The following is a 14936-nucleotide window of genomic DNA, read 5'->3' as shown; positions in this document are numbered from 1 at the left end:
TTGAGTAGGCGTTCAAGCCAACTAACAGATCCCGCACGCCATTGGGCAGAGATGATTACCAGATCGGAGGGCGACCAGCCACGTTGCTGAAGGCTAACCGCCTTCCGTGATCCATCTTACGTTTAAGTGGGCCCGCCCCCGCAAGTGCGGGGGCGGGCCGTCCACAATTCGGGCCCAACGGTCCGAAATGTGAGCTTTGTTACAGCCACATTTCGGCTGGGCGCCGGTTCGGCGGGACCGCCCCTAGAGGGTGACCAGGCCGGTGGCGTTCTTGCGTGCAGCGTCGAAGCGCTTGGCGACGTCGGCCCAGTTCACAATGTTCCAGAACGCCTTGACGTAGTCGGCCTTGACGTTGACGTAGTCCAGGTAGAAGGCGTGCTCCCACATGTCCAGCATCAGCAGCGGCGTGGTGCCCAGTGCGACGTTGCCCTGCTGGTCGTAGAGCTGCTCGATGACGAGGTTGCCGCCGATCGGTTCGTAGGCGAGGAAGCCCCAGCCGGAACCCTGCAGGCCCAGCGCCGCGGCGCTGAACTGGGCGCGGAAGGCGTCGAAAGAGCCGAAGGCGTCGTCGATGGCCGCCGCGAGCTCACCCTCGGGCTTGTCGCCGCCGTCCGGGGAGAGGTTCTTCCAGAACACGGAGTGGTTGATGTGTCCGCCGGTGTGGAACGCGAGGTCCTTGGAGAGGCGGTTGATGTTGGCGAAGTCGCCCTTCTCGCGTGCCTCGGCCAGCTGGGCCAGCGCGTTGTTGGCGCCGGCAACGTAGGTGGCGTGGTGCTTGCTGTGGTGCAGCTCCATGATTTTCGCGGAGATGTGGGGCTCCAGCGCGGCGTAATCGTAGTCAAGTTCGGGCAGTACGTACTCGGTCACAAAATCCTCCAATGTCGTGGACGGGTTCGTCCGGTTTTGCTAACTCTCGGATTGTGCATCCGGATGGTTGGACACCCGGAAGTCTATGGATGTGGATCCAGTGGGCATAGCCTCCGCTCCCGCTGAGGTATTCCCGGCTGCTGGATCCGATTCTGGCCCTGGAGCCGGCCGGTGGCTACTCGTCCAGCATTTCCGGGGTCACATTCGCCTCGGTGCCGGGGATGCCCAGGTCCTGTGCCCGTTTGTCCGCCATGGCCAGGAGGCGGCGGATCCGGCCGGCGATGGCGTCCTTGGTCATCACCGGGTCGGCCAGCCGGCCCAGCTCGTCCAGGCTGGCCTGCTTGTGCGCCACACGGAGTTCGCCGGCGTATTTGAGGTGGTCCGGGACGTCGTCGCCGAGGATCTCCAGGGCCCGTTCAACCCGGGCTCCGGCCGCGACGGCGGCCTGCGCCGAGCGGCGCAGGTTGGCGTCGTCGAAGTTGGCCAGCCGGTTCGCTGTGGCGCGGACTTCCTTGCGCATCCGCCGTTCCTCCCAGACCATCAGCGCGTCGTGCGCGCCCATCCGGGTCAGCAGCGCGGCGATGGTGTCGCCGTCGCGGATCACGACGCGGTCCACTCCCCTGACTTCGCGCGCCTTGGCCTGGATGCCGAGGCGGCGGGCGGCGCCGACGAGGGCGAGGGCGGATTCGGGGCCGGGACAGGTGACTTCCATCGCCGAGGAACGGCCGGGTTCGGTGAGCGAACCGTGGGCCAGGAACGCCCCGCGCCAGACCGCCTCGGCGTCGGCTGCGGAGCCGTTCACCACCACCGAGGGGAGGCCGCGGACGGGCCGGCCGCGGGCGTCCAGCAGGCCGGTCTGGCGGGCCAGGGCCTCGCCGTCGCGGACCACGCGGACCACGTAGCGGCTGCCGCGGCGCAGGCCGCCGCCGGAGACGACGATGATCTCGCTCTGGTGTCCGTAGACTTCGGCGATCGCGGCACGCAGCCGGCGCGCGGTGGAGGCCAGATCCACTTCGGCCTCGATCACGATCCGGCCGGAGATGATGTGCAGTCCGCCCGCGAAACGGAGCATGGCGGACACTTCAGCCTTGCGGACCGAGGACTTCTTGATGTCCAGCCGGGAAAGTTCTTCCTTGACTGATGCTGTCAGTGCCATGGCACCTTTCCTACCTGTTCCCGAAAATGTCGTAGTACGCCGTTGCCAGACGCAGCGGGTCGTGGATCGGCCGGCGGCTCGACGCCCCTACTTTACCCAAGACCACCTCAGCACCCAGCATCCCGGCGGCCCGCTCGAAGTCCGGGAGGTCCGGCACCGAGGCGGGGTCGGCCAGCACGACGTCGACGCTGAACTCCGGCGCGTAGTCCCGCAGCACGCGCAGGTGGTCCGCGGCGGTCATCCCGAGGGTCTCCTTGGTGTCCGTGGCGAGGTTCATCGTCAGGCAGCGCCGCGCCTCCGTCTTGCACAGCGCGTCGCGCATTTCCGGCAGCAGCAGATGCGGCAGCACCGAGGTGTACCAGGAGCCGGGGCCCAGGACCACCCAGTCGGCGAGCTCGATCGCGGTCAGCGCCTCCACGCAGGCCGGAGCGGACTCCGGCAGCAGCCGGACGGCCTCGAGGGAGCCGGCGACGGCGCACTTGGCCTGCCCGCTGACGGTCTGCAGGACCGAACTGCCGTCGGGCCGGGTGACCCGGACCTCGCCTTCGATGGTGAGCGGTGTGGTGGACATCGGCAGGACCTGTCCCCGGGCGCCGAGCAGCGCTCCGGCCCATTGCAGTCCTACGACGGCGTCGCCCAGCAGTTCCCAGAGCGTAACGATCAGCAGGTTGCCCATGGCGTGCTCGTCAAGCGAGCCGCCGCGGCCCTTGCCGGGCTTGAACCGGTGCTGCATGACGTCGCGCCAGGTCCGGCCCCAGTCGGTGTCGTCGCACAGCGCGGACAGCGCCATCCGGAGGTCGCCCGGCGGCAGCACGCCGTACTCGTCGCGCAGCCGCCCGGAGGACCCGCCGTCGTCCGCGACCGTCACGATGGCGGTCAGCTCGGAGGTGAGCAGGCGCAGGGCTGAGAGGGAGGCGGAGAGGCCGTGGCCGCCGCCGAGGGCGACCACGGAGGGGCCTTTGTCCTGCTGGCCGGCGGAGGCCGCGCTGGCGGCCGGAACCAGGGGCAGCGGCCCGGTGAGGAGCGCCATTACTCGCGGCCCAGATCCCGGTGGGTGGTGGTGACGGTGACCCGGGGGTACTGCGCCAGCCGCCGTGAGAGTTCCACGGCGACGGCGACCGAGCGGTGCTTGCCGCCGGTGCAGCCCACGGCGATGGTCGCGTAGTGCTTGTTCTCGCGCCGGTAGCCGTCCAGGACGGGTTCCAGCGCCAGCACGTAGCGTTCCACGAAGTTGCCCACACCCTCGGCGTCGAGGACATAGTCGCTGACGTCCTTGTCCAGGCCGGTGTGCGGGCGCAGTTGCGGCACCCAGTGCGGGTTGGGGATAAAGCGGGCGTCGGCGACGAAGTTGGCGTCCACCGGCAGCCCGTATTTGAAGCCGAAACTCATGACGTTCAGGCGCAGCGCCACGGGGCCCGTTTCGCTGAACAGTTCGGTGATGGCGGTCGCGAGGCCGTGTACGTTCAGCGTCGAGGTATCCAGCACAATGTCCGCCGAGTCACGGAGCTCCTGCAGCAGTTCGCGTTCCGCTGCGATGCCGTCGAGGATCCTGCCGCCGCCCTGCAGCGGGTGCGGGCGCCGGCCTTGTTCGAAACGGCGCACCAGGACGTCGTCGCTAGCGTCCAGGAAGAGCACCCGGAAGGTGACGCCGCTGGCCTCGAGGTTGCGCAGCGCGGTACGGATGTCCGCGAACAGGTCCTTGCTGCGCACGTCGACGACGACGGCGAGTTTGGAGATGGAGCCGGGCGCGTGGGAGACGAGCTCCGCGAGCGTTCCGAGCATCTGCGGCGGAAGGTTGTCCACGACGTACCAGCCGTGGTCCTCGAGGGCATCCGACGCGGTGCTCCGGCCGGCCCCCGACATCCCCGTCACCACGAGCAGCTCGGCCTCAATCGGCTTGACGGGGGTCAAGCCGTCCGCCTCCACGCCGGATCCTGCCGTTGACTCTGCCATCAGTCGTGCCCCATCTCTGCTGTCTGCTCTGCCATGCGCCCGCGGGCCGGGGGCAGTTGCCTGCCGCCCGCGCGCCATACCTCAGCTCCTTACCCTAGCTAAGATTGCCGGTGCTAGCTAAGTTTCGAGGATTTCGCCCGTTGTCATGTTTACGGCCGGGGCAACAGGCCCGTCCGCGCCGTCGTCCGCGTTGAAATGCCGCACGATCGCGCCGGCGAGGGCGGGCCCGATCCCCTTGGCCGCCGTCAGCTCCTCGATGCTGGCGGCCTTGATGCTTTTTACCGAGCCGAACTGGTTCAGCAGGGCCTTGCGCTTGGAGTCGCCAAGGCCGGGCACGCCGTCGAGGGCGGAGACCGTCATGGCCTTGCCGCGCTTTTGCCGGTGGAAGGAGATGGCGAAGCGGTGCGCCTCGTCCCGGATCCGCTGCAGCAGGTACAGGCCGGCGGACGCGCGGGGCAGGATGACCGGGAAGTCGCTGTCCGGCAGCCAGACCTCCTCGAGCCGCTTGGCGAGCCCGACGACGTAGACGTCGTCGATGCCGAGTTCGGCCAGGGCCTTCGCCGCGGCGTTCACCTGGGGCTTGCCGCCGTCGACGACGACGAGGTTGGGCGGGTAAGCGAACTTGGTCCGGGGCGCCGGCGTCGTCGTGTCGGTGAGCGGGGCGTCGGCCACTGCGGCGGCCTGGGCGGCGGCCAGCGGTCCGGAACCTTCGGCCGTCTTGTCGGCTTGTTCCTGCAGGTAGTTCCGGAAGCGGCGCGTCAGGACGTCGTGCATTGCCGCCGTGTCGTCGTTGGCCGCGGCTCCGGTGACCGAGAATTTCCGGTAGTCGGATTTCTTGGGCAGCCCGTCCTCGACCACGACCATGGAACCAACCACGTTGGTGCCCTGGATGTGTGAGATGTCGAAGCATTCGATCCGCATCAGCGCGCCCGGCAGGTCCAGCGCCTCCTGCAGTTCCTGCAGCGCCTGGGAGCGCATGGTCAGGTCGCCGGCACGCCGGGACTTGTGCAGCTTGAGCGCGTGTTCGGCGTTGTCCCGGACGGTGGAGAGCAGCGTGGCCTTGTCGCCGCGCTGCGGGACGCGGATGTCCACCCGGGCCCCGCGCAGCCCGCTGAGCCATTGGGCCAGTTCGGCGGCGTTGCTGGGCTCGGCCGGGACGAGCACCTCCCGGGGCATCCTGCCCTGGCTTTCGCCTTCCTCGCCGTAGACCTGCTGCAGCAGGTGCTCCACGAGGTCAGGGGTGGTGGAGTCCTCGACCTTTTCCACCACCCAGCCGCGCTGGCCGCGGATCCGGCCGCCCCGGACGTGGAAGACCTGGACCGCGGCCTCAAGCTCGTCCTCGTGCAGCGCGAACACGTCGGCGTCGGTGTCCTCGGCCAGGACCACGGCGTTGCGTTCGAAGACCTTTTTCAGCGCGATGATGTCATCGCGCACCCGGGCGGCCCGTTCGTAATCCAGCTCCGCGACGGCCGCGGCCATGTCCTTCTCCAGCCGCGAGACAAAGCGTTTCGCCTCGCCGCCCATGAAGGCGCAGAAATCCTCCGCCAGGGCGCGGTGGTCCTCGGCCGAGATCCGGCCGACGCAGGGTGCGGCGCACTTGTCGATGTAACCGAGCAGGCAGGGCCGCCCGCTGGCTTCGGCGCGTTTCAGGACGCCGGCGCTGCAGCTGCGGACCGGGAAGACCCGCAGCAGGGTGTCCATAGTGTCGCGGATCGCGCCGGCCGTGTAAGGGCCGAAATAGCGGGTTCCCTTGCGCCGTTCGCCGCGCAGGACCTGTACCCGGGGGTACTTCTCCCCCATCGTGACGGCCAGGTACGGATAGGACTTGTCGTCGCGGAACATGACATTGAACCGCGGCTTGAATTCCTTGATCCAGGTGTACTCCAGCTGCAGGGATTCCAGCTCGCTGCCGACGACGGTCCACTCCACGCTGCTGGCGGTGTGCACCATGGCGTGGGTCTTGGGCATCAGGCCCGCGGGGTTCGCGAAGTAGGAGTTCAGCCGGGAGCGGAGGTTCTTGGCCTTGCCGACGTAGATGACCCGGCCGTGCGGGTCCCGAAAGCGGTAAACGCCCGGGTTGGTCGGGATCTCCCCCGTCTGGGGGCGGTAACTAGCTGGATTTGCCACCAGTCCATTCTACTGAGCCGGCCGGCACGCAGCCGACCGCGCCCCTCCGCACGAGGTGCACCCGCCCGGTGGAGCGGCTAGTCGACGCTCTTGCTCTGGTTGTAGGTGGTGGCCCGTTGCTGCCCGCTCAGTTCCGCGATCGCGTCCATGATCCGGTCCGTGACCTGGCGCCGCGCCGGCAGGGAGTGGTCCGGACCGGTCTTGTCGAAATAGAGCGGCTCACCCACCTTCATGGTGAAGTGCTGCGGGGCGACCTTGTTGCTGTCCGCCGGCTGCAGGTTCTCCGTGCCGATCAACCCGACCGGGATCACCGGGGCGCCCGTGGTGAGGGCGAGCCAGCCGACGCCGGTGCGGCCCCGGTAGAGGATTCCGTCGCGGGAGCGGGTGCCCTCCGGGTAGATTCCAACGCCCTTGCCGGCGTCGAGGATGTCCAGCAGCGTCTTCAGCGCCTGGACACTGGCGGCCTGTTCGCCGCGTTCCACCGGGATGGAGCCGACAGCCTCGAAGAAGGACTTCATCACCTTGCCCCTGACGCCGCCGGTGGTGAAATATTCCGCCTTGGCGAAGAAAGCGACGGGGCGGGGCATCAGTGCCTGGACGATCACGCTGTCCAGAAAGGACAGGTGGTTCGGCGCCACGATGAACGGGCCCTCTTTTGGCACGTTCTCGAGTCCGACGACGGTGGGCCGGCACGTGGAGGAAATGAGCCCGCGCGTGGTCCAGCGGATCGCGTCAAACATTGCCAATGGTGTGCACCTCATTCAGCTGCAGGGCGGCGGTCCGGACGGGGTCCAGCCTGGAAATGGTCTCGTAAAGGTCGGAGGTGCTGTGCACGACCGCCGCTGCGCCCGCCTCACGGAGTTCGCCGTCGAGCGCAAAGCCCCAGCCTACCCCGATGCATTCCAGGCCGTTGGCAGCCGCTCCGGCCACATCCTGGGCGCGGTCCCCCACCATGACCGCGTGCCCGGTACCGAGGTCCGCCAGGGCGGCGGCAACGATGCCGGCCTTTCCGGCCGGGCCGTGGGCGGTCGTCGATTCGTCCGCTGCGGAGCCGCGGACGGACCGGAACAGGCCGGCGATGCCGTGGTGCTCCAGGACCATGCGGGCCAGGTGTTCGGGTTTTTGGGTGGCGACAGCGGTTGGCCGTCCGGCGTCGGCGTATGATTCCAGCAGCTCACGGATGCCGGCGTAGAGCCGGCTCTGCGCAATGCCGCTGAACAGGTAGTGCCGCCGGTAGATCCGGATGGCCTCGTCCAGTTGTTCCGCAGGCACGCCGGCAATGTCCAGGAGCGAATGGCTGAGTTTCGGGCCGATCATCGCGTCCAGCCTGTCCGGTCCCGGGACGGGAAGTCCAAGCTCGCTGAGGGCGGCGGAGATACCGGCCGTGATTCCCCCGGCCGGATCAACAAGGGTGCCGTCCAGGTCGAAGATCACGGGCACGGAGGTAGGCATCACGGGCCTTAGTTTCTCACGACCGCGGGGATGCCTGAAATTCGCATACCGCTGCGGGTATGCGTCAGGGCGGGCCCGCGACACGCGGATGCCCTGCCGCCCCTGGAATTCCGGCGGCGGCAGGGCAGCTGCATGTCAGGTCAGTGCGGGCTTCGGACTAGTTGAGGATCTCGGCCAGGAAAGCCGCGGTGTGGCTGTCCTTGGACTTCGCGACATGCTCCGGTGTACCCGATGCGACCACCCGGCCGCCGCCGGAACCGCCGTCCGGCCCCAGGTCGACGATCCAGTCCGCGCTCTTGATGACGTCGAGGTTGTGCTCGATCGTGATCACGGTGTTGCCCTTTTCGACCAGGCCCTGCAGCACCATCAGGAGCTTGCGGATGTCCTCGAAATGCAGTCCGGTGGTGGGCTCGTCGAGCACGTAGACGCTGCGGCCATTCGAGCGTTTCTGCAGTTCCGCGGCAAGCTTCACGCGCTGCGCCTCGCCGCCGGAGAGCGTCGTGGCGGGCTGGCCGAGCCGCACGTAGCCGAGGCCGACGTCGACGAGCGTCCGCAGGTGCCGGGCGATCGGCGAGAACGCGGCGAAGAACTCGGCGCCCTCCTCGATCGGCATGTTCAGCACGTCCGCGATGGTTTTGCCCTTGTAGTGCACCTCAAGCGTCTCGCGGTTGTAGCGGGCGCCGTGGCACACCTCGCACGGGACGTAGACGTCCGGCAGGAAGTTCATCTCGATCTTCAGCGTGCCGTCGCCGGAGCAGGCCTCGCAGCGTCCGCCCTTGACGTTGAAGGAGAACCGGCCCGGCTGGTAGCCCCGGACCTTAGCCTCGTTGGTCTCCGCGAACAGCTTCCGGATGTGGTCGAACACGCCCGTGTAGGTGGCCGGGTTGGACCGCGGGGTGCGGCCGATGGGGCTCTGGTCAACGTGCACCACCTTGTCCAGGTGCTCGAGGCCTTGGACCGTCTTGTGCCGCCCGGCGACCTGCTTGGCGCCGTTGAGCTTGTTGGCGAGCACCTTGTAGAGAATCTCGTTGACCAGGGTGGACTTGCCGGAACCGCTGACGCCGGTGACGGCCGTGAACAGGCCCAGCGGGAAGGCGGCGTCCACGTTGAGCAGGTTGTTTTCCTTGGCGCCGACGACCTTGAGCTCGCGCTTCTTGTCGTACTTGCGCCGCTTCTTCGGCACCTCGATGGACTTCCGCCCGGAGAGGTAGTCGCCGGTCAGGGACTCGGTGTTTTTCAACAGGTCCTGGTAGGAGCCGGAGTGGACGACCATGCCGCCGTGCTCGCCGGCGCCCGGTCCGATGTCCACCACCCAGTCTGCCTCGTGGATGGTGTCCTCGTCGTGTTCGACCACGATCAGGGTGTTGCCCAGGTCCCGGAGCCGGGTGAGGGTTTCGATCAGGCGGCGGTTGTCGCGCTGGTGCAGCCCGATGGACGGCTCGTCGAGGACGTACAGCACGCCGACCAGGCCGGAACCGATCTGGGTGGCGAGGCGGATGCGCTGCGCCTCGCCGCCGGACAGCGTGCCGGAGGGCCGCTCCAGGTTCAGGTACTCGAGGCCGACGTCGAGCAGGAAGGTCAGGCGGGCCTGGATCTCCTTGAGGACCTGGTGCGCGATCTGGGCCTCGCGGCCGCTGAGGACCAGGGTGTCCAGGAAGTGCGCGCACTCGCGCATGGGCAGCGCGGCGACCTCGGCGATCGACTTGCCGTTGATCAGGACCGAGAGCGACGCCGGGTTCAGCCGGGCGCCGTTGCAGGCCGGGCACGGGACCTGGCGCATGTACTCCTCGTAGCGGTCCCGCGCCGAGTCGGAATCCGTTTCCGTGTGCTTGCGGTGCACGTACTGGACGACGCCTTCGAAGCCGGTGCTGTACTTGCGTTCCCGGCCGAAGCGGTTGCGGTATTGCACCACGACCTTGTGGTCCTTGCCGTGCAGCACGGTCTGCCGGGCCTCGGTGGAGAGCTTCTCCCACGGCGTGGTCATCTTGAAGCCGATTTCCTTGGCCAGGCCGCCAAGGAGCCGGTTCCAGTACTCGGTGGTGGCGGTACCGAGAGACCACGGCGCGATGGCCCCCTCGGAGAGGGAGAGCTCCGGGTTGGGGATCAGGAGTTCCTCGTCGACCTCCAGCTTGGTGCCGATACCGCTGCAGGCGGAGCAAGCGCCGAACGGGTTGTTGAAGGAGAACGAGCGGGGTTCGATCTCATCGATGGCGAGGGGGTGCTCGTTGGGGCAGGCGAGGTGCTCGGAGAAGGCGCGGATCCGTTCCGGATCGTCGGCGTCAAGGTCAACGAATTCGGCCAGCACCCGGCCCTCGGCCAGGCCCAGCGCGGTTTCCACCGAGTCGGTGAGGCGCTGGCTGATGCCCTCCTTCACGACCAGGCGGTCCACCACCACTTCAATGGTGTGCTTGAACTGCTTGCCCAGCTTGGGCGGATCGCTGAGCTGGATCAGTTTGTCGTCCACCCGGGCCCGGGAGTAGCCCTTCGCGGTGAGCTCCTTGAACAGTTCAACAAACTCGCCCTTGCGGCCGCGGACCACGGGCGCCAGGACCTGGAACCGGGTGCCCTCGGGCAGTTCCAGAAGCTGGTCGACGATCTGCTGCGGGGTCTGCTTGGTGACCGGCTCGCCGCAGACGGGGCAATGCGGGCGCCCCACCCGGGCCCAGAGCAGGCGCATGTAGTCGTAGATCTCGGTGATCGTGCCCACAGTGGAACGCGGGTTCTTGCTCGTGGACTTCTGGTCGATCGACACCGCCGGGGAGAGCCCCTCGATGAAGTCGACGTCGGGCTTGTCCACCTGGCCCAGGAACTGGCGCGCGTACGCGGAGAGTGATTCCACGTAGCGCCGCTGGCCCTCGGCGAAAATGGTGTCGAAGGCGAGCGAGGACTTGCCGGAGCCGGAGAGGCCGGTGAAGACGATCATCGCGTCGCGCGGCAGGTCGAGGTCGACGTTGCGCAGGTTGTGCTCGCGTGCGCCCTTGACGACGAGGCGGGACAAGTCGGGGCGGGCCAGTTCCGCACCCGCCGACGCCGGGCTGGACGGCTGCGGGCTGGCCGCTTTCCCGGACTTCACCGGTGCGGCAGCGGACTGGACATCGACGGCGGGTTCTTCAGCTAAGGCTTTAGGCACGCCTCCAATGCTAATCGAAAACTTCTTCGAATATCTATTCGGGCGGAGGTTGTGCTAGTAGAAGATGCGCTAGTGCCGGTCGTACGCGGCGGCCAACAGCTGAACGGCCTCGGCGAAGCTGGCACCCTGGGCTTTAGCCGCCGCCGCGAACTCCGCCGCGGCGGCCGTGAGCGACCCCCAGGCCTCGTCGCGGGCACAGACAACCGTGCCGTTCCTGCCCTGCGTCGCCACGACGCCGGCGGCCTCAAGTTCCTTGTAGGCGCGCGCCACGGTGTGCGGTGCCACGCCAAGTTCGCCCGCCAGGCTGCGCACGGCCGGGAGCCGGGTGCCGGGGGCCAGGGAGCCGTTGTTGGCTTGCTCGATGATGTTCAGCCTGAGCTGCTCGAAGAGCGGCACCGAACTGCCGGCATTGGGCTTCCAGCTGCCGGGGAATCGGCCCGCCGTCCGCTCGCCGGAACTCACAGTTCCGGCTCCAGGACATCCCCGGCCCGTTCGCTGCCGGCGAACTGGGCGCGGTACAGCGAGCTGTACAGTCCGCCCCCCGCTATCAGGTCCTGGTGGTTCCCCTGTTCAACTATCCGTCCGTGGTCCATGACCAGAATTAGATCAGCGTCCCGGACGGTGGACAAGCGGTGGGCAATCACGAAGCTGGTCCGGCCCTGCCGGAGCCGCGCCATGGCCTGCCGGATCTGCACCTCCGTGCGGCTGTCCACCGAGCTGGTCGCCTCATCGAGGATCAGGATGCTGCGGCCGGACAGCTCCGCCCGGGCAATCGAGATCAGCTGCCGCTGGCCGCGGCTGAGGGAATCGCCGTCGTTGCCGAGCATGGTGGCGTAGCCGGCCGGCAGGGCGCGGACGAACTGGTCCACGTGGCTCGCCTGCGCGGCGGCGAGAATCTCCTCGTCGCTGGCGCCGGGCCGGCCGTACTCGATGTTGTCCCGGATGCTGCCGGTGAACAGCCACGCGTCCTGCAGCACGGTGCCGAAGGCGGACCGCAGCACGTCACAGGGCAGTTCGGCGATGTCCGCGCCGTCCACCGTGATCCGGCCCGAATCGAGCTCGTAGAACCGCATCAGGAGGTTGACCACCGTGGTCTTGCCCGCCCCGGTGTGCCCCACGATCGCGACGGTCTGGCCCGGCTCGACGGCGAAGGACAAGCCCCGGACCACCGGGGAACCCGGCGTATAGCCAAATGTGGCGTTTTCGAAGGTGACCCTCCCGGACGGCGGGGCGTCCCCGCCGTCGGCGGCGCGCAGGGCTGCGGCCCGGGCGGCGCCGGCGGCCGGCCCAGCCGGGTCCGCGGGTATTTCCGGGGCGTCCAGCAGTGCGAAGACGCGTTCGGCCGAGGCCACGCAGGACTGCATCAGGGTGAGCATGCCGCCGATCTGGCCCATCGGCTGGCTGAAGAGCCGGCTGAACTGGATGAAGGCCTGGATACCGCCGACCGTCATGGTGCCGGCGGCCACCTGCAGCGCTCCGATCACGGCAACCGCGATGTAGTTGAGGTTGGAGACGAAGATCATCAGGGGCTGCACGACGCCGGACAGGTACTGCGCGCTGGAGGCGGACCGGAAGAGCCGGTCATTGCTCTGCCTGAAGGTGGCCGCCGCAGCGTCCTGCCGGCCGAAGGCCTTCACGACCTCGTGCCCGGTGAAGAACTCCTCCAGGTGCGCGTGCAGTTCGCCGGTGCTGCCCCACTGCGCGGTGAAGTGCGCCTGCGATTTGCGCGCCACGGCCACCGTGATCAGGGTGGAGACGGGAACCGAGGCGAGAGCGATCAACGCCAGCAGCGGCGACAGCCAAAACATCATGGCCAGGGCCCCGGAGAGCATCAACACCGACATGATCAGCTGGTTGAGCAGCTGGTTGAGCGACTGCGAGACGTTGTCGACGTCGTTGGTGGCCCGGCTGAGCACGTCGCCGCGGTGCTGGTCGTCGAAATGGCTGGAGGGCAGCAGGTGCAGCTTGTGTTCCACGGATGAACGGAGACCGTAGCTCAGCCGCTGCACCGCCGTTGCCGTCAGGGCACCCTGGATCCAGCTGAAGAGCGAGGCGCCAAGGTACATCAGTGCCACCGCGAGCAGCAGCCGGCCAAGCCGCTTCTCGTCGAAGACTCCGCCGACCACGCCGCGGACCACGACGTCGGTGGCGTCGCCGAGGTATTTGGGCGCCGCCACGTTCAGTGCCGCAAAACAGCACGTCGCGGCGATGACGCCGGCCATGCGAAGGCGTACCGGCTTCAGCAGCCCCAGCAGCCGGCCGGCGGTCCGCCATTTGGCCGCGGGCGTTCCGGCCCGCACCGGGGTGCCGGCGCTCACAGGGTTTCCTCGAGGACCAGCTGGGAGGCGGCGATCTCCTGGTAGGTCCGGGATGACTCCAGCAGCCCGTGATGGGTGCCCTGCGCCACCAGACGGCCGTCCTCGAGCACGAGGATCAGGTCCGCGTCCTCGATGGTGGAGAGTCGTTCGGCCACGATCAGCACGGTGGCCGTCCGCAGGAGCGGCTCCAGCGCAGCGCGGAGACGGATGTCGGTGCCGTAGTCGAGGGCGGAGAAACTGTCGTCGAACAGGTAGACGGGGGCCGGCCGGAGCAAGGCGCGGGCAATGCACAGGCGCTGGCGCTGGCCGCCGGAAAAGTTGGTGCCGCCCTGGCTGACCGGGGCGTCGAGGCCGCCGGGGAGGTCCCGGACGAAGTCCGCGGCCTGGGCGGTTTCCAGCGCCTGCCACAGCTGCGCCTCGTCCGCCGCCGGCCCGCCCATCCGCAGGTTCTGGGCGAGGGTGCCGGAGAAGAGGTAGGAGTGCTGCGGCACCAGCGCCATCATTCGGCGCAGCGACGCCAGCGGCAGCGAGCGGATCCCGCGGCCGCCGATGCTGATGCTGCCTGCCGTCGGGTCAAGGAAGCGCGGCAGCAGGTTCAGCAGGGTGCTCTTGCCGCTGCCCGTGGCGCCGACGATCGCCGTCGTCGTCCCGGGAACGGCGGTGAAGCTGACCCCGGCCAGCACCGGCGCTTCCGCCCCGGGGTAGGCGAAGGCAACCTCGCGGAACTCGACGGTGCCATCGGCCACCGGCGGCCCAGGTTCCGGCTCAGTTTCTGGCTCCGGGCTCGCCGCGGAGGCCGGTGCTGAGTCGGCTGCCGCGTCCGGCCAGTTCTCCGGCGCGGGAGAGCCGATGGACGGCTCGGTGTCGAGGACCGCCTGGATGCGCTCGGCGCAGGCCGCCGCGCGCGGGGCTGTCGTAAAGACGTACATCGCCGTCATGATGGCGATCAGGATCTGCAGGATGTAGGCGATGAACGCGGTCAGGGCGCCGAGGCGCATCTGTCCGGCTTCGATCCGGTGGCCGCCGAACCAGACAACGGCGACCGAAGACAGGTTGACCACCACCATGATCACCGGGTTCATGCCGGCCACCAGCAGCGCGGAGTCCAGGTTGTTGCGAGTGAGGTCACGGTTGGCGGTGTCGAAGCGGCGGATCTCATGGTCCTGCCGGACGAAGCCGCGGATGACGTTGGCGCCGATGATCTGTTCCCGCAGCACCCGGCTGATCCGGTCGATAAGTTCCTGGCCGCGCCGGTAGAGCGGGATCAGCCTGCGCACGATCAGCAGCATCAGCCCGGCCAGCACCGGGATGACGGCCACCACAATGCCGGAGAGCGCCAGGTCCTGGTGCACTGCGAGGGCGACGCCGCCGATGAAGCTGGCGGGGGCCGTGACGAGCATGGTGAATACGAGGACGGTGAGGTTCTGGACCTGCGCGACGTCATTGGTGGCCCGGGTGACGAGGCTGGGGGCACCGAACGCGCCCACCTCCTGCGAGGAAAAGGTCTGGACCTTGGCAAACAGTTCCTCGCGCAGCCCGCGTCCCACCCGCATGGCCACGACGGCGCCGAGATAGCCGGCGGCGACGGCGGCACCGACCTGGACGGCTGCGATCCCCGCCATCGCGCCGCCCAGACGGAGGATCACGGGCGTGTCGCCGGCGACGATGCCGTCGTCGATGATGGCGGCGTTAAGCGTGGGGAGCAGGAGGTTCGCGGTGGTCTGCACGAGCTGCAGGCAGATGATGGCCAGGACGGTCCCCCTGTGGGCGGCGAGCAGCCGCCGCATCAGGCTAAATAGCACCGAACCTCCATCGCTAGAACAGGGCGAGGATACGGACCAGAGGGCGGCCGCCCCCAGACCGCTTTGTCATTGTAAGCCCCATCACATGGCAAGAGTTGTCACACGGCGTGTCATATCCGTAAACGCGGCCC

The 14936-nt window shown here is 68.3% G+C and carries 11 protein-coding genes; all 11 read right to left on the bottom strand.

The window, feature by feature from the left end:
- Positions 1 to 243 precede the first annotated feature (243 nt).
- Positions 244 to 867, bottom strand: coding sequence for a superoxide dismutase (locus AC1MED_RS08895; protein ID WP_479783012.1), 624 nt, complete (start codon positions 865 to 867; stop codon positions 244 to 246).
- A 175-nt stretch (positions 868 to 1042) separates the two neighbouring features.
- Positions 1043 to 2023 carry a DNA-binding protein WhiA gene (gene whiA / locus AC1MED_RS08890; RefSeq protein WP_346958156.1) on the bottom strand — a complete coding sequence of 327 codons (981 nt, stop codon included), beginning with the start codon at positions 2021 to 2023 and terminating at the stop codon, positions 1043 to 1045.
- Between the two features lie 10 nt (positions 2024 to 2033).
- Positions 2034 to 3053 carry a gluconeogenesis factor YvcK family protein gene (locus AC1MED_RS08885; RefSeq protein ID WP_479783011.1) on the bottom strand — a complete coding sequence of 340 codons (1020 nt, stop codon included), beginning with the start codon at positions 3051 to 3053 and terminating at the stop codon, positions 2034 to 2036.
- Positions 3053 to 3976: an RNase adapter RapZ gene (rapZ, locus tag AC1MED_RS08880; protein WP_346958158.1), complete on the bottom strand. Its 924-nt coding sequence runs from the start codon at positions 3974 to 3976 to the stop codon at positions 3053 to 3055. The genes AC1MED_RS08885 and rapZ overlap by 1 nt, the downstream gene beginning before the upstream one ends.
- Before the next feature lie 117 nt (positions 3977 to 4093).
- Complete coding sequence (uvrC, locus tag AC1MED_RS08875; protein WP_479783010.1) at positions 4094 to 6103, bottom strand: excinuclease ABC subunit UvrC; 2010 nt, start codon at positions 6101 to 6103, stop codon at positions 4094 to 4096.
- Between the two features lie 77 nt (positions 6104 to 6180).
- A complete protein-coding gene (locus tag AC1MED_RS08870; RefSeq protein WP_479783009.1) occupies positions 6181 to 6849 on the bottom strand; it encodes a lysophospholipid acyltransferase family protein in 669 nt (222 codons plus the stop codon).
- Positions 6836 to 7555, bottom strand: coding sequence for an HAD hydrolase-like protein (locus tag AC1MED_RS08865; RefSeq protein ID WP_479786631.1), 720 nt, complete (start codon positions 7553 to 7555; stop codon positions 6836 to 6838). The genes AC1MED_RS08870 and AC1MED_RS08865 overlap by 14 nt, the downstream gene beginning before the upstream one ends.
- A 157-nt stretch (positions 7556 to 7712) precedes the next feature.
- A complete protein-coding gene (gene uvrA, locus AC1MED_RS08860; RefSeq protein ID WP_346958340.1) occupies positions 7713 to 10568 on the bottom strand; it encodes an excinuclease ABC subunit UvrA in 2856 nt (951 codons plus the stop codon).
- Positions 10569 to 10754: 186 nt separating this feature from the next.
- Positions 10755 to 11147, bottom strand: a complete 393-nt coding sequence (locus AC1MED_RS08855; RefSeq protein WP_346958161.1) for a GntR family transcriptional regulator — start codon at positions 11145 to 11147, stop codon at positions 10755 to 10757.
- Positions 11144 to 12907, bottom strand: a complete 1764-nt coding sequence (locus AC1MED_RS08850; RefSeq protein WP_479786629.1) for an ABC transporter ATP-binding protein — start codon at positions 12905 to 12907, stop codon at positions 11144 to 11146. The genes AC1MED_RS08855 and AC1MED_RS08850 overlap by 4 nt, the downstream gene beginning before the upstream one ends.
- A 92-nt stretch (positions 12908 to 12999) precedes the next feature.
- Positions 13000 to 14790 (bottom strand): ABC transporter ATP-binding protein, encoded by a 1791-nt coding sequence (locus AC1MED_RS08845; RefSeq protein ID WP_479783008.1) that lies wholly within the window; start codon positions 14788 to 14790, stop codon positions 13000 to 13002.
- Between the last annotated feature and the right edge of the window lie 146 nt (positions 14791 to 14936).

The organism is Arthrobacter sp. BI5 (genome assembly GCF_056680065.1).
Note: the sequence above shows the minus strand (reverse complement) of the source record. Positions and strands in the feature narration are given on the sequence as shown.

What these genes read in the sequence shown, in the direction of transcription:
- rapZ (WP_346958158.1), bottom strand. Translation starts at nt 3,976, where the DNA reads ATGGCAGAGTCAACGGCAGGATCCGGCGTGGAGGCGGACGGCTTGACC.
- AC1MED_RS08850 (WP_479786629.1), bottom strand. Translation starts at nt 12,907, where the DNA reads ATGGCCGGCGTCATCGCCGCGACGTGCTGTTTTGCGGCACTGAACGTG.
- AC1MED_RS08865 (WP_479786631.1), bottom strand. Translation starts at nt 7,555, where the DNA reads ATGCCTACCTCCGTGCCCGTGATCTTCGACCTGGACGGCACCCTTGTT.
- AC1MED_RS08845 (WP_479783008.1), bottom strand. Translation starts at nt 14,790, where the DNA reads ATGCGGCGGCTGCTCGCCGCCCACAGGGGGACCGTCCTGGCCATCATC.
- AC1MED_RS08885 (WP_479783011.1), bottom strand. Translation starts at nt 3,053, where the DNA reads ATGGCGCTCCTCACCGGGCCGCTGCCCCTGGTTCCGGCCGCCAGCGCG.
- whiA (WP_346958156.1), bottom strand. Translation starts at nt 2,023, where the DNA reads ATGGCACTGACAGCATCAGTCAAGGAAGAACTTTCCCGGCTGGACATC.